Below are 20,842 nucleotides of genomic sequence, written 5' to 3' on the forward strand. Positions count from 1 at the left end.
CACCCCGAGAAGGAGTCGCCGTCTTGGCCAGCACCGAGAAGCTCGAACTCCGCGAAGTCCTCACCGAGATCAAGATGAGCCGCGCCGCCTTCTACCGCATGCGCGCCCGGGGCAAGGCCCCCAAGCTCATCAAGTTGCCGAACGGGCAGCTCCGTTGCCGACGCAGTGACCTCGACGCCTGGTGGGCGTCCATGGAAGACGCTGCCTGACCACCTCCCCGAACACCCGAGACACGAGGGGCCCGCTTCCGGCGGGCCCCTCTGGAGTTCATATGGCACTGACCTACGACGTCCGCCTCTACTCCATCGAGGTCCGCAAGGATCGCCCGAAGCCCTACCGTCTGCGCTGGCTCGTCGGGGAGCGCAAGCACTCCAAGAGCTACACGCTCAAGGTTCAGGCCGAGGGGCGCCGCTCGGAACTGATGTCCGCCGTACGGCGCGGCGACCAGTTCGACGAGGAGACGGGCCTGCCGGTCTCCGAGTTGCGCGCCAAGCAGGGCTCCATCACGTGGTACGAGCACAGCCGCTCCTACGTCGACCGCAAGTGGGCGCTGGCCCCGGCAAAGTCGCGGAAGAACTACGCCGATGCGCTGGCGACCATCACCCCCGCACTCGTGAAGACGAAGACGGGGATGCCCGACACCGCGCTTATGCGACGCGCGCTGTACGGGTGGGCGTACAACCGGAACCGCTGGGACCTGACCGCGCCGGACGATGTGGCCCACGCCCTTGCCTGGATCTCCAAGCACTCCCTGCCGGTCTCCGCGATGGAGGACCCCGCGACCGTCCGGCTGGCCCTCGACGCGCTCTCCCTGCGGCTGGACGGGAAAGAGGCGTCGCCGCGCACCGCGAAGCGCAAGCGGGCCTGCCTGAGTGACGTTCTCGGGCTCGCCGTGGAAGAGCAGTACTTCACCATGCCGGTCAACCCGATCACGGCCGTGAAGTGGACCGCCCCGAAGTCGGTGGAAGCGGTCGACCCCGAAAGCGTCGCCAACCCCCGCCAGGTCCGCGCGCTGCTGGCAGGGGTACGGGAGCAGGGCCCGCGCGGGCGGCACCTGGAAGCGTTCTTCGGGTGCCTGTACTACGCGGCCATGCGGCCAGCCGAGGCCGCCGGACTGCGCGTGAGCCAGTGCCACCTACCGGAGACGGGGTGGGGGATGCTCACCCTGCGGCAAGGAGTCGTCCGGGCCGGACGGAGCTGGACCGACGACGGAACGGCGCATGAGACGCGCCACCTCAAGGCCCGCGCCAAGAAGGACTCCCGTCCGGTGCCGATCCCCCCGCACTTCGTGCGCCTCCTGCGGGAGCACATCGCCACGCACGGCACGGCACCCGATGGCCGACTCTTCCGGACGAACCGTGGCGGCCTGCTACAGGAGACCGGCTATGGGGAGGTGTGGGCGAAGGCCCGGAAGGACGTGCTGAGCGAGGCAGAAACCGCCTCACTGCTGGCCCGTCGTCCCTACGACCTCCGACACGCCGGGGTGTCGTTCTGGCTCAGTTCCGGGGTGGACGCGATGGAGTGCGCCCGCCGCGCCGGCCACAGCATCGCGGTACTGCACAAGGTGTACGCCAAGGTGCTCGACCAGACGCGGGAGCGGGCGAACAGCCGGATCGATGCAGCCCTTCGGGAGTGGAACGAGCCGGAGTGATCAAGCTCTCCCCCCGGGGGACACCTGGGGGACACGCACTGATCAACAGTGGGATATGGGCGGTACGAGGTGAGACACGTCCGCGTCTCGTCCACGCTGATTCGAACGGCGCCGAGCAAATGAAAACCCCCTCTGACCAGGCTAAGAACCTGTTCAGAGGGGGTCATCCCCAAAGTGGCGGCGCCAGGATTCGAACCTGGGAAGGCGAAGCCGGCAGATTTACAGTCTGCTCCCTTTGGCCGCTCGGGCACACCGCCGGGGGGTGATGCAGGTAGTCCCGCTTTTCGGCGGTGCTCCCTGGCAACGACGTAAACAATACCCGATGCCCGGGGGTGCTTCGCCACCCGATTGATCGCCACCCGGGGGTCGTGGGGTGGCTAGGCTGGTGCGGATGCGGCCCGGTGTCATGCCGGGCTCGGCGGCCGCCGCCGCGCACGCCGACACGCATCCGATCACGCACCCGGATACAAGGAGCCACAGGACATGGCCGACTCCAGTTTCGACATCGTCTCGAAGGTCGAGCGGCAGGAGGTCGACAACGCCCTCAACCAGGCCGCCAAGGAGATCTCCCAGCGCTACGACTTCAAGGGCGTGGGTGCCTCCATCTCGTGGTCCGGCGAGAAGATCCTGATGGAGGCGAACTCCGAGGAGCGGGTCAAGGCGGTCCTCGACGTCTTCCAGTCCAAGCTGATCAAGCGCGGCATCTCGCTGAAGGCTCTGGACGCAGGCGAGCCCCAGCTCTCCGGCAAGGAGTACAAGATCTTCGCGTCGATCGAGGAGGGCATCTCCCAGGAGAACGCGAAGAAGGTGGCGAAGATCATCCGTGACGAGGGCCCGAAGGGCGTGAAGGCCCAGGTCCAGGGCGACGAGCTGCGCGTCAGCTCCAAGAGCCGCGACGACCTGCAGGCCGTGATCGCCCTGCTGAAGGGCAAGGACTTCGACTTCGCGGTGCAGTTCGTGAACTACCGGTAATCGGGAGCGTCGAGAGCCGGACGAGAGCCGGGGATCACGAGGTGAGGGCGGTCGCCCGCGGGGGTGGCCGCCCTCACCTCGTCCGGCGGCTCTGCTGTCCTGGGTCAGTCGCGCGAGTTCCCGAACAGGATGCGGTAGACGACCAGGAGGACCAGCGAGCCGCCTATCGCGGCAGCCCAGGTCGCGCCGTCGTAGAAGTGCTTGCTGATCGGGTGGTCCAGCCAGCGGGCCGAGATCCAGCCCCCGATGAACGCGCCCGCGACGCCGATGAGGGTCGTGCCGATGAAGCCGCCCGGGTCACGCCCCGGCAGCAGGAGTTTGGCGATGGCTCCGGCCAACAGTCCCAGGATGATCCAACCGATGATGCTCATGCCGTGAACCTGCCCTTCCGCGCTGTGTTCGCACCGTCTGGGCGCTGTGATTTCCGCCTGGTCCGACTGTGCACCGCGCGCGTGTTCGTGCTCTGTTGATGAACAGGACGCCCCAGGTCCACCGCGCGGTTGCGGCCGCCCATAGGGTCGCCCCATGACACTTCCGGACACCGGCCTGCGACGCACCCTGGGGGTGCGGGACGCCGTCGTCGTCGGCCTCGGCTCGATGATCGGGGCCGGCGTCTTCTCCGCGCTGGGCCCCGCTGCTCGTGCGGCCGGCTCGGGGCTCCTGCCGGGGCTGGCCGTCGCGGCCGTGGTGGCCTACTGCAACGCCATGTCCTCGGCCCGGCTGGCCGCCCGGTACCCGGCCTCGGGCGGCACCTACGTGTACGGGCGGGAGCGGCTCGGCGCCTTCTGGGGATACCTCGCGGGCTGGGCGTTCGTCGTCGGCAAGACCGCCTCGTGCGCGGCGATGGCGCTCACCGTGGGCGCCTACGTCTGGCCGGCGCAGGCGCACGCGGTGGCGGTCGCGGCCGTGCTGGCGCTGACCGCCGTGAACTACGGCGGCATCCAAAAGTCGGCGTGGCTGACGCGGCTGATCGTGGCCGTGGTGCTGACTGTCCTCGTCTCCGTGGTGGTGGTGTGCCTGTCCTCCGGACGGGCGGACGCCGGGCGCCTGGACCTCGGGCTGTCCTCGGGCGTGGGCGGGGCGCTTCAGGCTGCCGGTCTGCTGTTCTTCGCCTTCGCCGGGTACGCGCGCATAGCCACCCTGGGTGAGGAGGTGCGGGATCCGGCGCGCACCATCCCCCGCGCCATCCCGCTGGCCCTGGGTATCGCGTTGGTGGTGTACGCGTGCGTGGCCGTGGCCGTCCTGTCCGTGCTCGGCTCGGCGGGTCTGGGCCGTGCCGCGGCACCGCTGGCCGAGGCGGTGCGGGCGGCCGGGGTGCCGGGGCTGGCGCCCGTGGTGCGGGTGGGAGCGGCGGTTGCGGCACTGGGCTCGCTGCTCGCCCTGATCCTGGGTGTGTCGCGGACGACGCTCGCCATGGCCCGCGACCGCCATCTGCCCGGCGCGCTGGCCGCCGTACATCCGCGTTTCCAGGTGCCGCACCGGGCGGAACTGGCCGTGGGCGCGGTGGTCGCCGTGCTGGCGGCGACGGTGGACGTACGGGGGGCCATCGGCTTCTCCTCTTTCGGTGTGCTGGCCTACTACGCGGTGGCCAACGCCTCGGCCTGGACGCTGAGTCGTGCTCCGATCGCGCGTGTGGTGCCGGTGGTTGGGGTGCTGGGCTGCGCGACGCTGGCCTTCGCACTGCCGGTGGTCTCGGTGGCCGTGGGGGCCGGGGTGCTGGCGGCGGGGGCGGCGGCGTACGGCGTGCGGCGGCTGCGGGGAGCGCGGTAGGGCGCTCGCGGCTCGCCGTCAGAGCGCCTGTGCCGGGGCCGTACGTATCCGGAAGTCGCTCCAGGGGGCGAGGTCCATGCCGTCGTTGGCCTCTTCGTACCAGCCCGTGCCGTCGAGCCAGGCGTGGAGCCAGTCGGTGAGGTCGGGGGCGTCCAGGTACCAGGCGTCGTCGGCCCGGTCGGCGTTGGGCTCGTAGAGCAGGACGGTGGCCCGCGGGCTGCGGCAGTCCACGCACGCGTACATTCCGCAGCCCCAGTGGGAGATCGGCAGGACGTCCTCCGGCCAGGGCCAGTCGGGGTTCTTGAGGGAGTGCTCCCGGTTGGCCAGGTACTGGGCGACGGCCGCCGGTTCGCCGGAGGGCGGGCTGTCGAGCAGGGGCAGCAGACCGTAGGAGGGGCCGAAGCCGCCGTCTCCTATCCGCAGGTAGAGCGCGGCGAGGAGGGGTGGCAGGGGGAAGCCCAGGGCGGCCTCGGCTCGTTCGAGCGCGGCCGTGTCGACGGGCTGGGGAAGGGAAGGCCAGCCCCACGGACGGAGGTTGCGGGCCTGCTCCGCCACCCGTGTCAGCAGTTGCTCGATGTCGGTCATGGCTTCATGATGCAGGCCGCCACTGACAGCCGGGGCGGCCCTGTGGACAACCGCGCACCTGTGGAAAACCCTGGGTGATGCCGTCGCCCATGACGTTCCGTCAGTCGGTCACCGTGCCGCGAACGGCTGGTCCGTGGGCACGATCTCGCGTCCCAGTGGAAGGAGCGACACCGGGATCAGCTTGAAGTTGGCGATGCCGAACGGGATGCCGATGACCGTGAGGCACAGGGCGATGCCGGTGGTGATGTGGGCGAGGGCCAGCCACCAGCCCGCGAGGACCAGCCACAGCACGTTGCCGACGCAGGAGCCGGCGCCCGCGTCGCGCCGCTCGACGGTCGTGTAACCGAAGGGCCACAGGGCGTAGACACCGATTCTGAAGGCGGCGATCCCGAACGGAATGCCGATGATCGTGACGCACAGCAGTACGCCCGCGAGCAGGTAGCCGAGAAACAGCCAGAACCCGCTCAGGATCAGCCAGATGACATTAAGGATGATCTTCACTGGTAACGACCTGCCATCTTCTCTAGCCGGGCGATGCGCTCCGCCATGGGCGGGTGCGTGGAGAACATCTTCGAGAGTCCCTGACCCGCGCGGAAGGGGTTCGCGATCATCATGTGGCTCGCGGTCTCGAGCCGGGGCTCCGGGGGCAGCGGCAGTTGCTGGGTGCCCGTCTCCAGTTTGCGCAGCGCGCCGGCGAGGGCGAGCGGGTCGCCGGTGAGCTGGGCGCCCGAGGCGTCCGCCTCGTACTCCCTGGAGCGGCTGATGGCCAGTTGGATGAGACTGGCGGCCAGCGGACCCAGGATCATGATCAACAGCATGCCGAGCAGACCCGGGCCGTCGTCGTCGTCCGAGCGGCCGACCGGGATCAGCCAGGCGAAATTGACCAGGAACATGATCACCGAGGCGAGGGCTCCGGCGACCGAGGAGATGAGGATGTCGCGGTTGTAGACGTGGCTCAGCTCATGGCCGATGACGCCGCGCAGCTCGCGCTCGTCCAGCAGGCGCAGGATGCCCTCCGTGCAGCACACGGCGGCGTTGCGCGGGTTGCGGCCGGTCGCGAAGGCGTTGGGTGCCTCCGTCGGCGAGATGTACAGGCGCGGCATGGGCTGACGGGCCTGCGTGGACAGCTCGCGGACCATGCGGTACAGGGCCGGTGCCTCGAACTCGCTCACCGGGCGGGCGCGCATCGCGCGGAGCGCCAGCTTGTCGCTGTTCCAGTACGCGTAGGCGTTCGTGCCCAGCGCCACCAGGACCGCGACGACCAGGCCCGTACGGCCGAAGAAGCTGCCGATGACGATGATGAGTGCCGACAGCCCCCCGAGGAGTACTGCGGTCCTTAGCCCGTTGTGCCGGCGGTGCACGGTACGCCCTCCAAGTCGTGCGGCAGGGGAACCCTTTGGTCCAGTGGACCCTCCCGCAATGGTCAACGCCAGGCGGCGGCCACGAGTTCCCTGGTGCGGGGGGTGTCACGGCTCGGCCGTCCGGGTGACGGGCTCAGAACAGGCTGGTGGCGGCGAAGCGGAGGACGAGCTGGGGTGCTCCGGACAGGGCGACGGCGAGAATGCCGGTGAGGCCGATCGCGGCGGTGAGCGGGGCGGGGGCTCGGTGTCCGCCCGGTTCGCCCTCGGGGGCGCGGAACAGCAGGGCCGTCCACTGCAGATAGTAGAAGAGGGCGATGACCACGTTGACGGCCATGACGACCGCGAGCCAGCCCAGGCCCGCGTCGACGGCCGCCGAGAACACGGTGACCTTGGCGAACAGGCCGATGATGCCCGGCGGCAGCCCGGCGAGGCAGAGCAGGAAGAAGGCCAGGAGGAGGGCGGCGAGCGGGTTGGCGGCGTACAGGCCGCGGTAGTCGCTGATCCGGTTGAGGGACCTGGTTCGGCCCACCAGGGCGGCCACCGCGAAGGCGCCGAGGTTCACGGCGGCGTACATGAGGGCGTACGCGACCGTGGAGCCGATGGCCCTCTGTGCGTCCCTGGCGTAGCCGGCGGCGGCGATCGGTACCAGGAGGTATCCGGCCTGGCCGACGGAGGACCAGGCGAGGATCCGTACGGCGCTGTACGCGCGCGTGGCCTGCTGGCGCAGCGCGCCGACGTTGCCGACGGTCATGGTCAGGGCGGCCAGCGCGGCGAGGGCGGGACCCCAGACGTCTGCGTACGACGGGAGGGCGACGACGGTGACGAGGATGAGGCCGGAGAAGCCGACCGCCTTGCCGACGACCGACAGGTAGGCGGCGACGGGCAGGGGGGCGCCGACGTAGGTGTCGGGGACCCAGAAGTGGAAGGGGACGGCGGCCGTTTTGAAGGCGAAGCCGATCAGCGTGAGGACGACGCCCGTCTGGGCGAGGGTGTGCAGTTGTCCGTCGACGTGCTGGATGCGCTGGGCTACCTGGGTGAGGTAGAGGGTGCCCGTGGAGGCGTAGACGAAGCTGATGCCCATCAGGCTCACCGCGGTGGCGGTGACCGAGGACAGGAAGAACTTGAGGGCCGCCTCGGAGGACTTCTTGTCGCCGTGCCGGATGCCGACGAGGGCGAACGCCGGCAGGGAGGCGACCTCCAGGGCGACGATCAGGGTGGCCAGGTCGCGGGAGGCGGGCAGCAGGGCGGCGCCGGCCGCCGAGGAGAGCAGCAGGAACCAGAACTCGCCCTCGGGAACGCGCCGCTGTTCGTCCTTGAGGGTCGTGACCGACAGCAGGGCGGCCAGGAGTGCGCCGCCGAGGACGAGGAACTGGATGATCAGGGTGAAGCGGTCGGCGGTGTAGCTGCACGCGCGCGTGGAGCCGCTCAGGCAGAAGGTGCTGCGGTCGCCGTCGAGCAGGGGCAGCAGCAGGAGGGCGGCCGCGGCGAGCCCGGCGACGGAGACCCAGCCGAGGACGGCCTTGCGGGCCTGCGGCAGGAACAGGTCGGCGACCAGGACGGCGAGGCCCACGGCGGCGGCGGTGGTGGGCGGGGCGATGGCGAGCCAGTCGACGGACTGGACCGCCGACTCGGCCAGCGGCTGGGCCAGGGCGCTCATCGGGTGCCTCCTGCGAGGAGCTGCTGCACGGCCGGGTCGGTCAGGCCGAGCAGGGCCCTGGGCCACAGCCCGGCGACGAGGGTGAGGGCGACGAGCGGGGTCCAGGCCGCGAACTCGTACGTGTGGACGTCGGCGAGGCGAGGGGCCTGCTGCTGCGGGGCGCCCATGCAGACGCGGCGGACCACGACGAGCATGTACGCGGCCGTCAGCAGCGTGCCGAACGCGGCGACCGCCATGAAGGTGAGGAAGGCGGGCCGGCTGAGGGCGGCGGCGGGCTTGAACGCGCCGAACATCGCCAGCATCTCGCCCCAGAACCCGGCCAGGCCCGGCAGTCCGAGCGAGGCGACGGCGCCGAAGGCGAGCAGGCCGCCGAGGCGGGGGGCCCTGGCGTAGAGCGCGGCGCCCGTCTCCTTCGCGAGGGTGTCGAGGTCGGTGCTGCCGGTGCGGTCCTTGAGCGCGCCGACCAGGAAGAAGAGGAGGCCGGTGATGAGGCCGTGGGCGATGTTGGCGAACAGGGCGCCGTTCACACCGGTCGGGGTCATGGTCGCGATGCCGAGCAGGACGAAGCCCATGTGGCCGACGGAGGAGTAGGCGATCAGGCGTTTGAGGTCGCCCTTCGCGCCCTGCTTGGCGAGGGCCAGGCAGGCCAGGGAGCCGTAGATGATCCCGACGACGGCGAAGGCGGCGAGGTAGGGCGCGAAGGTACGGAAGCCGTCCGGTGCGATCGGCAGCAGAATCCGGACGAACCCGTACGTACCCATCTTCAGCAGGACGCCGGCCAGCAGGACCGAGCCGACAGTGGGGGCGGAGGTGTGGGCGTCGGGCAGCCAACTGTGCAGCGGCCACATCGGTGTCTTGACCGCGAGCCCGATCCCGATCGCCAGAACGGCGATGACCTGCACGGATGTGGTCAGCGACCGGCCGTTGTCAGTGGCGAGTGCCACCATGTCGAATGTGCCCGCCTTGATTCCGATCAGGAGCAGGCCGAGCAGCATGACCACGGATCCGAGCAGGGTGAAGAGGATGAACTTCCAGGCGGCCTGGGTCCGGCCCGCACCGCCCCAGCGGGCGATGAGGAAGTACATCGGGATGAGCACCATCTCGAACGCGAGGAAGAACAGCAGGAGGTCGAGGACGGCGAAGGTGGCGAGCGTGCCGGACTCCAGCAGGAGCAGCAGCGCGACGAACGCCTTCGGAGACGGGCCGGTCGGCGGCTTGTAGTAGGAGTACAGCGCGCACAGGAAGGTCAGCAGCGCGGTCAGGACCAGAAGGGGGAGGGAGATGCCGTCGATGCCGAGGTGGATGCGCACGTCGAGTGCGGGGATCCAGCTGATGTCGGTCGTGGCCTGCATCTTCGACGGGTGGTCGTGGTCGAAGCCGAGTGCCAGGACGATCGCGGCGATGAGGATCGCGCCGGTGACGGTCAGGCCGTGGCGCAGCACGGCCTGCTCGGGTGATTTCCCCTTCAGTCCGGGTGGGGCGGGCAGGAGGGCGGCGACGGCGCCGAGGAGCGGGCCGACGACGACGAACGCCAGAAGGAACTGCATCACGGACTCGCTGATATCGATCACGCCTGCTCACGCTCCCGTGGCGACGAGGAGGACGGCGACCGCCAGGACGACGGTGCCGGCGAGCAGCGCGCTCACATAGGTCTGCACATTGCCGGTCTGGGCCCGGCGTACGGCCGCGCCGAGGAGGCGGGGCAGGGCGGCGGCGCCGTGGACGTAGGTGTCGACGACCTCGCGGTCGAGGAACCTGACGAGACTGGCGCCGGCCAGCACCGGGCGGACGAACAGGGCTGTGCAGAGGGCGTCCAGGTGGAAGCCGACGGCCGCGTGCCGGTGCAGCGGGCCGAGCAGCAGCCGTCCGGGGTCGGCCGGGTCGGGCGCGTAGGCCACGTCGCCGTAGACGGGTTCGTGGCTGGCGATGGCCTCGGCCTCGACGAGTGCGGCGTCGCCCTCGGGGTGGGCCGCGACCGCGCCGAGCGGAACGCGGCCGGCCAGGGCGGTGGTGCGCTGCCAGGCGCCGTAGGTGACGAGTCCGCCGACCACGGCGAGGCCCGTGCCCAGGATGGAGGTGGTGAGCGTCGGGGTCAGGTCACGGCCGTCGAACCAGTCGGGCAGTACCCGGTAGGCGAGCCCGCCGAGGGCGAGCGAAGGGACGGCGAGCACCCAGAGCACGGCGTTCATGACCAGCGGCTGCCGACCGTGGTCGGGGGCCTCCGCGCCCCGGCCGCGGAAGGCCAGCAGCCACAGGCGGGTGGCGTACGCGGCGGTGAGCAGGGCGGTGGCCAGGCCGGCGACGAGGACGATCCAGCCCGCGCCGCCGGGGACGCGGTCGGTGTGGCCGGTGGCGGCGTGCTCGGCCGCGCCGAGGACGGACTCTTTGGAGAAGAAGCCGCTGAAGGGAGGGATCGCGGCGAGCGCGAGCAATGCCACGGTCATCGTCCAGTAGGCGTCGGGCACGCGGTCGCGCAGGTGGCTCGTGCGGGACATGGCGGCCAGTGAGTTGGTGCCGGCGGCGTGGATGATCACGCCGGCCGCGAGGAACAGCAGCGCCTTGAAGGCGCCGTGGGTGAGGAGGTGGAAGACGGCGGCACCGCGGTCGCCGACGGCGAGGGCGCCGGTCATGTAGCCGAGCTGGCCGATCGTCGAGTAGGCGAGGACGCGCTTGATGTCGTCCTGGGCGAGCGCGGCGAGCGCCGAGCCGGTCATGGTGACGGCGGCCATGACGGCGAGGACGAGCATCGCGGCCGAGGAGGCCTCGAAGACGGGGAGGAGACGGGCGACGAAGTAGACCCCGGCGGCCACCATCGTGGCGGCGTGGATCAGCGCGGAGACGGGGGTAGGGCCCGCCATCGCGTCCGGGAGCCAGGTGTGCAGCGGGAACTGGGCGGACTTGCCGGCCACACCGGCGAGCAGCAGCAGGGCGATCACGGTCGGGTGGTGGAGGCCGCCGTTCGCGACGGTGGCGAGGACTCGAGTGACGCGGAACGACCCGGCGTCGGTGGCCAGCGCGAACAGGCCGATCAGGAAGGGGACGTCGCCGAGCTTGGTGACCAGGAAGGCCTTGAGGGAGGCGGCGCGGGCCTGCGGGGTCTCCCAGTAGTGGCCGACGAGGAAGTAGGAGCAGATGCCCATGACTTCCCAGCCGACCAGCAGCACGATCAGGTCGCCGGAGTAGACGACCAGGAGCATCGCGGAGGTGAACAGGGAGACGAGGGCGGCGTAGGAGGGGTAGCGCGGGTCGTCGCGCAGGTAGCCCGTCGAGTAGAGCTGCACGCAGGAGACGACGAAGGCGACCAGGACGGCGACGAGCGCGGCGAAGCCGTCGATGTGCAGGGCGAGTTCGATCGGTACGGAGCCGGTGGGTGTCAGTCGGGTGTGGGCGTCGATCGCCTGGCCGCCGTCCTGGCGTACGGCGACCAGCGCGGCCAGCACCAGTGAGGCCAACGGCGGCAGTACGGCGAGCGGGCGCACGAAGCCGGGGGCGGTGCGGCCCAGGAGCAGGCCGGCCGCGGCACCGAGGAACGGCAGGACGGGGACGAGGACGGCGAGGGTGGTCGTGGTCACGCGGTGGCCTCAGTCTTCTCGGCCTCGGGGGTGTCGGGGTCGGGGGTGTCGGGGTCGGTGCCGTCGGTCTCGTGGCCCTCGGCGCTGTCGCGGAGGCGGTCGATGTCCGAGGTGCCGCGGTTGCGGTACACGGCGAGGACGATCGCCAGACCGATGCCGATCTCGGCGGCGGCGATGGCGATGGTGAACAGGGTCAGCGCCTGGCCGGAGTGCAGGGTGTCGCGGGCGGTCCTGCTGAGCCAGACGTCGAAGGCGACCAGGTTGAGGTTGACGGCGTTGAGCATCAGCTCGACGGACATCAGCACGAGGATCGCGTTGCGGCGGGCGAGGACGCCGTACAGGCCGGTGCAGAAGAGGAGGGCGGAGAGGACGGCGGGGTAGGCGAGGTGCATCAGCGGACACCGCCCGGGGTGGTCTCCTCGGCGTGGTCCGCCGTGGCCTTGCGGGACAGGACGATCGCGCCGACCAGGGCGGCGAGGAGGAGGACGGAGAGGGCTTCGAAGGGCAGGACCCAGTGCCGGAACAGGCTCTCGCCGGTGACCCGGGTGCTGCCGGCGGCCGGACCCTCCAGGTCGATCCAGGTGGTGCGGAAGGCGTCCACGACCACCCACACCAGGGCGCAGGCGGCGGCGACCGCGACGGTCAGCGCGGCCCAGCGGTTGCCGGAGTCGGCGTCCGGGGAGCGGCCGATGGGGGCCTTGGTGAGCATCAGACCGAACAGGAGGAGGACGACGACGGAACCGACGTAGATGAGGACCTGCACCCAGGCGATGAACTCGGCCGTGAGCAGCAGGTACTCCACGGCGAGCCCGCCGAGCGCGACCACCAGCCACAGGGCGGCGTGCACCAGCTGCCGGGTGGTGACGGTGACGAGGGCGGCACCGAGGGTGGCCAGGCCGACCAGGACGAAGGCGATCTCGACGCCGGTCGGGGACAGGAAGCCGGGTGTCTGGGAGGCGGCCGTGGTGACCGTTGCCGCGGCGAGGCTCATGACTCGCCCTCCTGTGTCCCGGCCTGTGCGGCGGCCAGTTTCTCGGCGGCCTTGCGGGCGGCGGCGATCTCCTTCGGTTCCTCCGCGCCGGGGTCGAGGGCGGGCGGGGCCGGGACCGTCCACATCCACTCGCGGAGCTTGTCGCGCTCGTGGGTGAGTTCGCGGATGTCGGTCTCGGCGTACTCGAACTCGGGGGACCAGAACAGGGCGTCGAAAGGACAGACCTCGATGCAGATACCGCAGTACATGCACAGGGAGAAGTCGATGGCGAAGCGGTCGAGGACGTTGCGGCTGCGCTCGCGGCCGCCGGGGGCCGCGGCCGGCACCGTCTCCTTGTGGGAGTCGATGTAGATGCACCAGTCGGGGCACTCGCGGGCGCACAGCATGCAGACCGTGCAGTTCTCCTCGAACAGGCCGATGACGCCGCGGGTGCGGGGCGCAAGGTCCGGCTGGGCGTCCGGGTACTGCTCGGTGACCGTCTTCCTCGTCATCGTGCGGAGGGTGACGGCAAGGCCCTTGGCAAGGCCGGAGCCAGGAACGGGGGCCATCAGGAGATCACCACCTTGACGATGCCGGTGAGGGCGATCTGGGCGAGGGAGAGGGGGACGAGGAGGGTCCAGGAGAACTTCTGGAGCTGGTCCTCGCGGAGCCGGGGGTAGGTGACGCGGAGCCAGATGACGAGGAAGGCGAGGATCGCGGTCTTCAGCAGGGTCCACAGCCAGCCGAGGCCGTCGGTGCCCCAGGGGCCGTGCCAGCCGCCCAGGAAGAGGACGGTGGTCAGGCCGCACAGGACGACGATGCCGGCGTACTCGGCGAGCAGGAACAGGGCGAAGCGCAGACCGGTGTACTCGGTGTACGCGCCGAAGATGATCTCCGAGTCGGCGACGGGCATGTCGAAGGGAGGGCGCTGCAGTTCGGCGAGGCCGGCCACGAAGAAGACGACCGCGCCGACGATCTGCCAGGGCAGCCACCACCAGTGGAAGGCGTGCAGGATGCCGGGGATCGAGACGGTTCCCGCGGCCATGGCCACCGAGGCGGCGGCGAGCAGCATGGGGAGTTCGTAGGCGAGGAGCTGGGCGGCGGTGCGCAGGCCGCCCAGGAGGGAGAACTTGTTGGCGCTGGCCCAGCCGGCCATGAGGGAGCCGAGCACGCCGACGCCCATCACCGCGAGGACGAAGAAGATGCCCGCGTCGAGGACCTGGCCGACGGCGCCCTCGCTGGGGCCGATGGGGATGGCGAGCAGGACGAGCAGGTATGGGAGGAGGGCTACGGCGGGGGCGAGCTGGAAGACGCGGCGGTCGGCGCCGGCGGGGACCACGTCCTCCTTCTGCGCGAACTTCACACCGTCCGCGATGAGCTGGGCCCAGCCGTGGAAGCCGCCGGCGTACATCGGGCCGAGGCGGCCCTGCATGTGGGCCATCACCTTGTGCTCGGTCTGGCCGACGATCAGGGGGAAGGTGAGGAAGACGACGAAGACGACCACAAGTCGCAGGGCGACGTCGAGCGCGTCGTTCACTGCGGGCCTCCTGGGGCATCGGCGGGGTCGTCGGAAACCGGGCCGTCGGCAGCGCGGCTGTCGGGGGCCGGGCTGTCGGCAGCGCGGCTGTCGGGGGCCGGGCTGTCGGCAGCGCGGCTGTCGGGGGCCGGGCTTTCCGGACCACGAGTTTCCGGACCGGCGGTCTTGGGACCGGCGCTCTCCGGACCCACGGCCTCCGGAGCGACGTCTTCGGGACCAGCGGCCACCGGATCGGCGGCTTCCGGATCGGCGGCCACCGGATCGGCGGCTTCCCGATCGGCGGCTTCCCGATCGGCGGCCTCCCGATCGGCGGCCTCCCGATCGGCGGCCTCCCGATCGGCGGCCTCCGGATCGGCGGCCTCCGGATCGGCGGCTTCCGGATCGGCGGCTTCCGGTTTCCGTTCCGGTTTCTCGAAGGCCGGCCGGGCGTGGTGCCACGGCGCGTCCGAGCCACGGGGGGCAGCGGCGGGCGGGGTGGAGGCGGCCGGTTCTCCTGCCGCGCGCGGCGAGGCGGACTCCCGCTGCGAGGCGGACCCCGCGCTCGCGCTGCGGGACCGGCGTGGACCGGCGGCGCCGCGGCCCTCCGGAGCGGCGCCGGTGCCCTCGCTCGCCATCCCCTCGGGAACGGCGGTCTTGCCCCCGCGCTCACTCGCCGGCCCCGTAGGAACGGCAGGCGGAGCGGCGGCCGTGCCCGCGGTCTGGCTCGCCGAGCCCTCCGATGCCGTGCGGGCACGCCGTACCGGGCGTTCGCCGGCCGCGCGTGCCGGGCGCTCGCGTGCCGCGTCCGCCGGAGCCGCCGCGCGGCCCGCCCCCCGTGCCGGGCGGGCCGGCGCAGGTGGAAGCTGGCCCTTGAGGGGGCCCCACTCGTTGGGGTCGGGGACGCCGGGAGGGAGCATCTGGCGGCGCTTGGGGCCGCCATGGGCCGCGCCCGCCGCGGACTCCCCGGGCTCCTTCGCGCCGGGCCAGGCCTTGGCGACCCGGGCGGCCAGGACGAAGTCCTTGCGCAGGGGGTGACCCTCGAAGGTCTCCGGGAGGAGGAGGTGGTCCAGGCCCGGGTGGCCCTCGAAGGTCACGCCGAACATTTCGTGGGTCTCGCGCTCGTGCCAGGCGGCGCCCGCGTAGACGTCGACGGCGGAGGCGAGCGCGGGCGCCCCGTGCGGGACGGTCGTACGCAGCAGCAGGCGGCGGACCGGGGAGAGGGCGACGACGTGGGCCGAGACGCGGAAGCCGGTGTCCGGTTCGTCGACGGCGCTCAGCCAGTCGAAGTAGGTGCAGCCCAGTTCGTCGCGGGCGGTGCGCAGGGCGGTGAGCCAGGCGACGGGGGGCACGTCCACCGTCAGGACCTGGTAGGAGTCCTCGGCCGTCGCCTCCGTTCCGAAGAGTTCCTCGGCGGGGGCGGGCAGCCAGCCGGCGGCGGTCATCGCGCCTCTCCCTCGGCGGGGGCCGGGGGTCGGACCAGGCCGCTCTGCAGGGCGGCGGCCGACGGGCGTGCCTCGCCGGTGCCGTAGCGCTCGCCCAGCGACTCGCGGGCGATCTTCTCCTGGAGCTTGAGGATGCCCTGGAGCAGCGCCTCGGGACGCGGCGGGCAGCCGGGGACGTACACGTCGACCGGGATGATCTGGTCGACGCCCTTGGTGACGGAATAGGAGTCCCAGTACGGGCCGCCGCAGTTGGAGCAGGCGCCGAAGGAGATGACGTACTTCGGCTCGGGCATCTGCTCGTACAGGCGTTTGACGGCCGGTGCCATCTTGTCCGTGACGGTGCCGGAGACGACCATGAGGTCGGCCTGGCGGGGTCCCGGCGCGAAGGGGATGACGCCGAGGCGGATGAAGTCGTGGCGGGCCATCGACGCGGCGATGAACTCGATCGCGCAGCAGGCGAGACCGAAGTTGAAGACCCACAGCGAGTAGCGGCGGCCCCAGTTCAGGACCACCTTCATCGGCTCGGGGGCCAGTCGGGCGAGCGCGCCGAGCCGCTTCGGCTCCGGGAGGAGGACCGGCTCGGGCACCGCGGGGTTCACGTCCATGTCAGGACGCCCTTCTTGTATGCGTACAGCAGGCCGACGGCCAGGAAGCCGAGGAAGACGAACATCTCCACCAGCGTCGTCGCGCCGTAGCCGGGGGCGGCGAAGACCGTCGCCCAGGGGAACAGGAAGATCGAGTCCACCGCGAAGATCACGTACAGGAAGGCGTAGACGTAGTAGCGGACCTGGGTGTGGGCCCAGCCCTCGCCGACGGGGTCGACGCCGCACTCGTAGGTCAGGAGTTTCTCGGGGGTGGGGACCACGGGCCGCAGCAGTCGTCCCGCTCCGAAGGCGACCGCGACGAAGAGCACGCCGACGACGGCCAGCAGTCCCACGACCGAGTAGGACCGGAAGTAGCCCGCCGCGACGACGGTCGAGCCCCCCAATGTCTCGCGCACCGTCCGCCCCTCACTCCTGACCTGGTGGTGACCCAGTCGACTCTTGATTCGTCGTTCTTCATTCGAGGATCTGTACGCACGGGAGTCTAGGCCCTGATAAAGGCACGGTAAGCAGCCCGTCACGCCGTGGGACACGGGGGTGGGGTTTTCCCCAGTCGATCGCGGCGGCGAACTCCATGGCACGGCGGCCGCGCACACGGCACGCTGGCCCGTATGACCGCTCGTATCCTCTCCGTCGACGCCGCGCGGACCGACGCCGACGACCCTCTCCCGCCGGTCCGGTTCCCCTACGAAGGGCACACCTGGAAGGAGATCGCGCACCTCCTGCTGAACCTGCCGGTGGCCCTCCTCGGCTTCGTCTACGTCTTCACCGTGCTGCTCGTCAGCGGTGTCCTGACGCTCACGGTGGTCGGCTTCCCGCTGCTCGCGCTGGCTCTGCTGGGCTCGCGGCAGCTGGGCAGGATGGAGCGGACGCGGGCCCGGAAGCTGCTCGGGGTGCGGGTGGAGGAGCCGTCGCGGCTGCCGTTCGGCCAGGGCGGCGGCCCGCTGCAGCGGCTGTGGATGGCACTGAGGGACCCGGTGGGCTGGCGGACGCTGCTCTACGACGTCATCCGGCTGCCGTGGGGCGTCCTCACCTTCGCCACGGTGCTCGTCTCGCTGTTCCTGCTGTGGCCGGTGCTGCCGTTCATCGCGCGGGGCCTGACCAACGTGGACCGGGCGATGGTGCGCGGGCTGCTGTCGCCGTCCGACGAGCTGGAACGCCGTATCGCCGAACTGGAGTCCGACCGGGGAGTGGTGGTCGACACCGCCGCGGCCGACCTGCGGCGCATCGAGCGCGATCTGCACGACGGGGCGCAGGCCCGGCTGGTCAACCTGGCGATGGGGCTCGGGCTGGCGAAGGAGAAGCTGCTGGAGGACCCCGACTCGGCGGCGGTGATGGTCGAGGAGGCGCACGGCGAGGTGAAGCTGGCGCTGCAGGAGCTGCGTGATCTGGCGCGCGGTATCCATCCCGCCGTACTGACCGACCGCGGTCTGGACGCGGCGCTCTCGTCGGTCGCCTCCCGGTGCACCGTGCCGGTGAGGGTGACGGCGGACCTGCCGACCAGACCGGCCGCCGCGATCGAGGGCATCGCCTACTTCACGGTCTCGGAGCTGCTGCAGAACGTCAGCAAGCACAGTGGGGCGCGCGGCGCCTCGGTCGAGGTGTGGCGGTCGGGGGACCGGCTGCTGATCCAGGTGCGGGACGACGGGCGGGGTGGTGCGCGGCTGGAGGGCGGCAGCGGGATGCGGGGTCTGGCGGAGCGGCTGGGGGCGGTGGACGGACTGTTCGTGGTCGACTCACCGGCCGGCGGCCCGACCGTCGTCACCGCGGAGCTGCCCTGGCGCGACCGGGAGCAGGCGCGTCCCGCCGACCGGACACAGACCCGTCCCACCGACCGGACACAGCTTCCTCCCGACCGGAGGTGACCGGTGGGGTGCCCGGAGGTGACCGGTGGCGGTAGGGAAAACCCCCCGCTCAAGACGCCTACGGCCTCCATGGCCCGCGGACCTGCGGCGCAGCAGGGTGGAGGCACGGCAGCACGCCGCTACGACGAGGAGAACGGGACGACGCCGATGGCCACCGACCACGGACAGGAATACGGGCATCACCCCAGTGGAACCGGAATCCGGAGTGGAACCGGAATCCGGATGAGCGGCTCCGACGGCCGGGACGGGGCGGACGGCCGAGGCAAGCGCCACCGGCTGCCGGCCGCGCTGCGGGCGCCGGTCGAGGCACGCAGCTGGCGCGAGCTGGGGTACGTCCTGCTGAGCCTGCCGTTCGGCATCACGCTGTTCGTGTGGGCGGTCACGACGGTGTCCCTCGGGGCGGGTCTGCTGGTGACCTTCCTCGGGATCCCGGTGCTGGCGGCGGCGCTCGCCGGCTGCCGGGGCTTCGGCGCGCTGGAGCGGGTGCGGGCGCGTGCGCTGCTCGGCCTGGAGGTGGCCGACCCGGAGCCGCTGCGGATGCGCAAGCCGGGCGCGTTCGCCTGGATGGGCGCGGTCCTCAAGAGCGGCACCTCATGGCGGCACCTGCTGTACGCGGTGCTGCAGTTCCCGTGGTCCGTGTTCTCGTTCACCGTGGCGGTGAGTTTCTGGACGTACGGCTGGGCCCTGCTGACGTATCCGCTGTGGTTCTGGGTGTTCCCGGCCTACGTCGGGCAGGGCGGTCTGCAGCTCTACGGCGACGCGCACCACAGCGTGTACCTCGACAACCCGTTCGAGATCACCGTGACCGCGCTGGTCGGGCTGCTGTTCACGCTGGCCACGCCGTGGATCGTCCGGGCGCTGACCACGGTGGACCGGCTGCTGGTGAGCGGGCTGCTGGGCCCGTCGCGGCTGTCGGCGCGGGTGGTGGAGCTGGAGTCGGACCGGGGTGTGGTGGTCGACACGGCCGCCGCCGACCTGCGGCGCATCGAACGGGACCTGCACGACGGTGCGCAGGCCCGGCTGGTGGCTCTGGCCATGGACCTGGGGCTGGCGAAGGAGAAGCTGCGGGAGGATCCGCGGGCGGCGGCGCGCATGGTGGACGAGGCGCACGGCGAGGTGAAGACGGCGCTGCGGGAGTTGCGGGACCTGGCTCGCGGCATCCATCCGGCGGTGCTGACCGACCGCGGCCTGGACGCGGCGCTCTCGTCGGTCGCCTCGCGCTGCACGGTGCCGGTGCAGGTGGAGGTGGACCTGACCGAGCGCCCGGCGCCGGCCATCGAGGGCATCGCCTACTTCACCGTCTCGGAGCTGCTGCAGAACATCAGCAAGCACGCGCGGGCCACCTCCGCCTCGGTCGACGTGTGGCGGGCCGAGGACCGGCTGATGCTCCAGGTGGCGGACAACGGCATGGGCGGCGCCGACACCTCAGGGGGCTCGGGCCTGGCGGGCCTGGCCGAACGCCTCGACGCGGTGGACGGAATCCTGGTGGTCGACTCGCCGCCGGGCGGGCCGACCCGGGTGACGGCGGAGCTGCCCTGGCGGCGGTGACGGTCCGGGCAGCCCCCTCACCACGACGGACGACGACGGACCCCCTATTCGCCGGGCTCGGGCGCGGTACGGCCCGAATGCTGGAATGCTGGTCTTCCGTACGGACAGGACCGTCGGAAGATCGGGCTGCACGGGGGGCCGGAAGATCGTGGAGGACAGGGTGCGGGTGGTCATCGCCGAGGACTCAGTGCTGCTCAGGGAGGGCCTGACCCGGTTGCTGACCGACCGCGGGCATGACGTCGTGGCCGGTGTCGGAGACGCGGAGGCGCTGGTCAAGACCATCACCGAGCTGGACGCGCAGGACGCGCTGCCCGACGTGGTGGTGGCGGACGTACGGATGCCGCCGACGCACACCGACGAGGGCGTGCGGGCGGCCGTACGGCTGCGCAGGGCGCACCCCGGGCTCGGGGTGCTGGTGTTGTCGCAATACGTGGAGGAGCGCTACGCCACCGAACTGCTGGCCGGATCCAGCCGTGGCGTCGGCTATCTGCTCAAGGACCGGGTCGCCGAGGTGCGGGAGTTCGTCGACGCGGTGGTGCGGGTGGCCGAGGGCGGTACGGCGCTGGACCCGGAGGTGGTGGCGCAGCTGCTGGGGCGCAGCCGGAAGCAGGACGTGCTGGCCGGGCTCACCCCGCGCGAGCGGGAGGTCCTCGGGCTGATGGCCGAGGGGCGCACGAACTCGGCGATCGCCCGGCAGCTGGTGGTCAGCGACGGCGCCGTGGAGAAGCACGTCAGCAACATCTTCCTGAAGCTGGGTCTGTCCCAGAGCGACGGTGACCACCGGCGTGTTCTGGCCGTGCTGACCTATCTGAACTCCTGACGGGCTGAAACTGTGTCAGCACGATGTCAGCTGTTCCGGCTTCTGTTGAAGCCGGTACTCGTGTTCGAAGAGCAGTGCACAGCCGACTTCAGCACTTCAGAGCCTCAGGCTTCGGGGGGCCGACACATCATGACAAGTCAGGGCGACCGGCCGTCTCAGATTGCCGTCCATCATACGGAAAGCCTCGGGAAGGCGACCCTAACCGACGTAGGGTTGATCCTGGGAAGGTCCGTGGGACGACCGAGCCCGGACAGCCGCCTCGAAGGAGGTCCAGTTCAGTGACCAGCCAGGTCAGCAGCCCAGCGGAGCAGGCCGACTCAACCGTCGTGGGAGAGCAGCGCAAACCGGGTGGCGTGAAGGACGTACGGCGTCTGGACCGGGTGATCATTCGGTTCGCGGGGGATTCCGGTGACGGTATGCAGCTCACCGGGGATCGTTTCACTTCGGAGACGGCGAGTTTCGGTAATGATCTGTCGACTCTGCCGAACTTCCCGGCCGAGATCCGGGCGCC

At 71.1% G+C, this 20,842-nt stretch carries 21 protein-coding genes, 1 tRNA gene and 1 pseudogene; 8 read left to right on the plus strand and 15 right to left on the minus strand.

Annotation, left to right across the window (positions count from 1 at the left end; translation table 11 throughout):
• The first annotated feature begins 23 nt into the window (after nt 1–23).
• Nucleotides 24–209: a helix-turn-helix transcriptional regulator gene (locus ACFYMM_RS03250; RefSeq protein WP_388383228.1), complete on the plus strand. Its 186-nt coding sequence runs from the start codon at nt 24–26 to the stop codon at nt 207–209.
• A gap of 62 nt (nt 210–271) precedes the next feature.
• On the plus strand, nt 272–1,651 hold the full coding sequence (locus ACFYMM_RS03255) for a tyrosine-type recombinase/integrase (RefSeq protein ID WP_388383230.1): 1,380 nt from the start codon (nt 272–274) through the stop codon (nt 1,649–1,651).
• A 175-nt stretch (nt 1,652–1,826) separates the two neighbouring features.
• On the opposite strand, the gene ACFYMM_RS03260 is transcribed toward ACFYMM_RS03255, so the two are convergent.
• Nucleotides 1,827–1,908 (minus strand) — tRNA-Tyr (locus ACFYMM_RS03260).
• Nucleotides 1,909–2,134: 226 nt separating this feature from the next.
• On the opposite strand from ACFYMM_RS03260, the gene ACFYMM_RS03265 reads away from it, so the two are divergent.
• Nucleotides 2,135–2,623 (plus strand): YajQ family cyclic di-GMP-binding protein, encoded by a 489-nt coding sequence (locus ACFYMM_RS03265; protein WP_338896567.1) that lies wholly within the window; start codon nt 2,135–2,137, stop codon nt 2,621–2,623.
• A 104-nt stretch (nt 2,624–2,727) separates the two neighbouring features.
• Here the strand turns inward: ACFYMM_RS03265 and ACFYMM_RS03270 are convergent, their stop codons facing one another.
• Nucleotides 2,728–2,994, minus strand: coding sequence for a GlsB/YeaQ/YmgE family stress response membrane protein (locus tag ACFYMM_RS03270; protein WP_388383232.1), 267 nt, complete (start codon nt 2,992–2,994; stop codon nt 2,728–2,730).
• Nucleotides 2,995–3,148: 154 nt separating this feature from the next.
• Between ACFYMM_RS03270 and ACFYMM_RS03275 the strand changes: the two genes are divergently transcribed.
• Entirely contained in the window at nt 3,149–4,393 is a 1,245-nt protein-coding gene (locus tag ACFYMM_RS03275; RefSeq protein WP_388383234.1) for an APC family permease, read from the plus strand.
• An 18-nt stretch (nt 4,394–4,411) separates the two neighbouring features.
• On the opposite strand, the gene ACFYMM_RS03280 is transcribed toward ACFYMM_RS03275, so the two are convergent.
• The 13 genes from ACFYMM_RS03280 to ACFYMM_RS03340 form a co-directional block, all read right to left on the minus strand.
• On the minus strand, nt 4,412–4,978 hold the full coding sequence (locus ACFYMM_RS03280; RefSeq protein WP_388383236.1) for an SMI1/KNR4 family protein: 567 nt from the start codon (nt 4,976–4,978) through the stop codon (nt 4,412–4,414).
• 108 nt (nt 4,979–5,086) lie between these two features.
• Entirely contained in the window at nt 5,087–5,479 is a 393-nt protein-coding gene (locus tag ACFYMM_RS03285) for a YccF domain-containing protein (RefSeq protein WP_388383238.1), read from the minus strand.
• Nucleotides 5,476–6,339, minus strand: coding sequence for a zinc metalloprotease HtpX (htpX, locus tag ACFYMM_RS03290; RefSeq protein WP_388383240.1), 864 nt, complete (start codon nt 6,337–6,339; stop codon nt 5,476–5,478). Before htpX ends, ACFYMM_RS03285 begins: the two co-directional genes overlap by 4 nt.
• 133 nt (nt 6,340–6,472) lie before the next feature.
• Nucleotides 6,473–7,996 (minus strand): NADH-quinone oxidoreductase subunit N, encoded by a 1,524-nt coding sequence (locus ACFYMM_RS03295; RefSeq protein WP_388383242.1) that lies wholly within the window; start codon nt 7,994–7,996, stop codon nt 6,473–6,475.
• A complete protein-coding gene (locus ACFYMM_RS03300) occupies nt 7,993–9,567 on the minus strand; it encodes an NADH-quinone oxidoreductase subunit M (protein WP_388383244.1) in 1,575 nt (524 codons plus the stop codon). The genes ACFYMM_RS03295 and ACFYMM_RS03300 overlap by 4 nt, the downstream gene beginning before the upstream one ends.
• A 6-nt stretch (nt 9,568–9,573) precedes the next feature.
• Entirely contained in the window at nt 9,574–11,568 is a 1,995-nt protein-coding gene (locus ACFYMM_RS03305) for an NADH-quinone oxidoreductase subunit L (protein ID WP_388383246.1), read from the minus strand.
• Entirely contained in the window at nt 11,565–11,960 is a 396-nt protein-coding gene (gene nuoK / locus ACFYMM_RS03310) for an NADH-quinone oxidoreductase subunit NuoK (RefSeq protein ID WP_388383248.1), read from the minus strand. The genes ACFYMM_RS03305 and nuoK overlap by 4 nt, the downstream gene beginning before the upstream one ends.
• Nucleotides 11,960–12,559 carry an NADH-quinone oxidoreductase subunit J gene (locus tag ACFYMM_RS03315; RefSeq protein ID WP_388383250.1) on the minus strand — a complete coding sequence of 200 codons (600 nt, stop codon included), beginning with the start codon at nt 12,557–12,559 and terminating at the stop codon, nt 11,960–11,962. The genes nuoK and ACFYMM_RS03315 overlap by 1 nt, the downstream gene beginning before the upstream one ends.
• Nucleotides 12,556–13,107 (minus strand): NuoI/complex I 23 kDa subunit family protein, encoded by a 552-nt coding sequence (locus ACFYMM_RS03320; protein WP_388383252.1) that lies wholly within the window; start codon nt 13,105–13,107, stop codon nt 12,556–12,558. Before ACFYMM_RS03320 ends, ACFYMM_RS03315 begins: the two co-directional genes overlap by 4 nt.
• Nucleotides 13,107–14,075, minus strand: coding sequence for an NADH-quinone oxidoreductase subunit H (locus tag ACFYMM_RS03325; RefSeq protein WP_388383254.1), 969 nt, complete (start codon nt 14,073–14,075; stop codon nt 13,107–13,109). The genes ACFYMM_RS03320 and ACFYMM_RS03325 overlap by 1 nt, the downstream gene beginning before the upstream one ends.
• Nucleotides 14,072–15,496, minus strand: coding sequence for an NADH-quinone oxidoreductase subunit C (locus ACFYMM_RS03330; protein ID WP_388383256.1), 1,425 nt, complete (start codon nt 15,494–15,496; stop codon nt 14,072–14,074). The genes ACFYMM_RS03325 and ACFYMM_RS03330 overlap by 4 nt, the downstream gene beginning before the upstream one ends.
• Entirely contained in the window at nt 15,493–16,101 is a 609-nt protein-coding gene (locus ACFYMM_RS03335) for an NADH-quinone oxidoreductase subunit B (protein ID WP_388383258.1), read from the minus strand. Before ACFYMM_RS03335 ends, ACFYMM_RS03330 begins: the two co-directional genes overlap by 4 nt.
• The gene (locus tag ACFYMM_RS03340; protein WP_388383260.1) at nt 16,092–16,496 is read right to left on the minus strand and encodes an NADH-quinone oxidoreductase subunit A; all 405 of its coding nucleotides are present in this window, start codon (nt 16,494–16,496) and stop codon (nt 16,092–16,094) included. Before ACFYMM_RS03340 ends, ACFYMM_RS03335 begins: the two co-directional genes overlap by 10 nt.
• 213 nt (nt 16,497–16,709) lie before the next feature.
• Here ACFYMM_RS03340 and ACFYMM_RS03345 point away from each other — a divergent pair, with 213 nt between their 5' ends.
• The 4 genes and pseudogenes from ACFYMM_RS03345 to ACFYMM_RS03360 form a co-directional block, all read left to right on the plus strand.
• On the plus strand, nt 16,710–17,963 hold the full coding sequence (locus ACFYMM_RS03345; RefSeq protein WP_388383262.1) for a sensor histidine kinase: 1,254 nt from the start codon (nt 16,710–16,712) through the stop codon (nt 17,961–17,963).
• Between the two features lie 147 nt (nt 17,964–18,110).
• A complete protein-coding gene (locus ACFYMM_RS03350) occupies nt 18,111–19,511 on the plus strand; it encodes a sensor histidine kinase (protein ID WP_388383326.1) in 1,401 nt (466 codons plus the stop codon).
• A 160-nt stretch (nt 19,512–19,671) separates the two neighbouring features.
• Entirely contained in the window at nt 19,672–20,331 is a 660-nt protein-coding gene (locus tag ACFYMM_RS03355; protein ID WP_388383328.1) for a LuxR C-terminal-related transcriptional regulator, read from the plus strand.
• A 278-nt stretch (nt 20,332–20,609) separates the two neighbouring features.
• Nucleotides 20,610–20,842: pseudogene (locus ACFYMM_RS03360) on the plus strand (2-oxoglutarate ferredoxin oxidoreductase subunit alpha); the annotation flags it as partial.

It is taken from the genome of Streptomyces sp. NPDC006739 (assembly GCF_042869815.1).
Taxonomy (GTDB): Bacteria; Actinomycetota; Actinomycetes; order Streptomycetales; family Streptomycetaceae; genus Streptomyces.

Coding starts and splice junctions, on each gene's coding strand:
- ACFYMM_RS03320 (WP_388383252.1), bottom strand. CDS start 13,107: ATGGCCCCCGTTCCTGGCTCCGGCCTTGCCAAGGGCCTTGCCGTCACC.
- ACFYMM_RS03335 (WP_388383258.1), bottom strand. CDS start 16,101: ATGGACGTGAACCCCGCGGTGCCCGAGCCGGTCCTCCTCCCGGAGCCG.
- ACFYMM_RS03350 (WP_388383326.1), top strand. CDS start 18,111: ATGGCCACCGACCACGGACAGGAATACGGGCATCACCCCAGTGGAACC.
- ACFYMM_RS03345 (WP_388383262.1), top strand. CDS start 16,710: ATGACCGCTCGTATCCTCTCCGTCGACGCCGCGCGGACCGACGCCGAC.
- ACFYMM_RS03270 (WP_388383232.1), bottom strand. CDS start 2,994: ATGAGCATCATCGGTTGGATCATCCTGGGACTGTTGGCCGGAGCCATC.
- ACFYMM_RS03330 (WP_388383256.1), bottom strand. CDS start 15,496: ATGACCGCCGCCGGCTGGCTGCCCGCCCCCGCCGAGGAACTCTTCGGA.
- ACFYMM_RS03295 (WP_388383242.1), bottom strand. CDS start 7,996: ATGAGCGCCCTGGCCCAGCCGCTGGCCGAGTCGGCGGTCCAGTCCGTC.
- ACFYMM_RS03255 (WP_388383230.1), top strand. CDS start 272: ATGGCACTGACCTACGACGTCCGCCTCTACTCCATCGAGGTCCGCAAG.
- ACFYMM_RS03265 (WP_338896567.1), top strand. CDS start 2,135: ATGGCCGACTCCAGTTTCGACATCGTCTCGAAGGTCGAGCGGCAGGAG.
- nuoK (WP_388383248.1), bottom strand. CDS start 11,960: ATGCACCTCGCCTACCCCGCCGTCCTCTCCGCCCTCCTCTTCTGCACC.
- ACFYMM_RS03280 (WP_388383236.1), bottom strand. CDS start 4,978: ATGACCGACATCGAGCAACTGCTGACACGGGTGGCGGAGCAGGCCCGC.
- ACFYMM_RS03315 (WP_388383250.1), bottom strand. CDS start 12,559: ATGAGCCTCGCCGCGGCAACGGTCACCACGGCCGCCTCCCAGACACCC.
- ACFYMM_RS03275 (WP_388383234.1), top strand. CDS start 3,149: ATGACACTTCCGGACACCGGCCTGCGACGCACCCTGGGGGTGCGGGAC.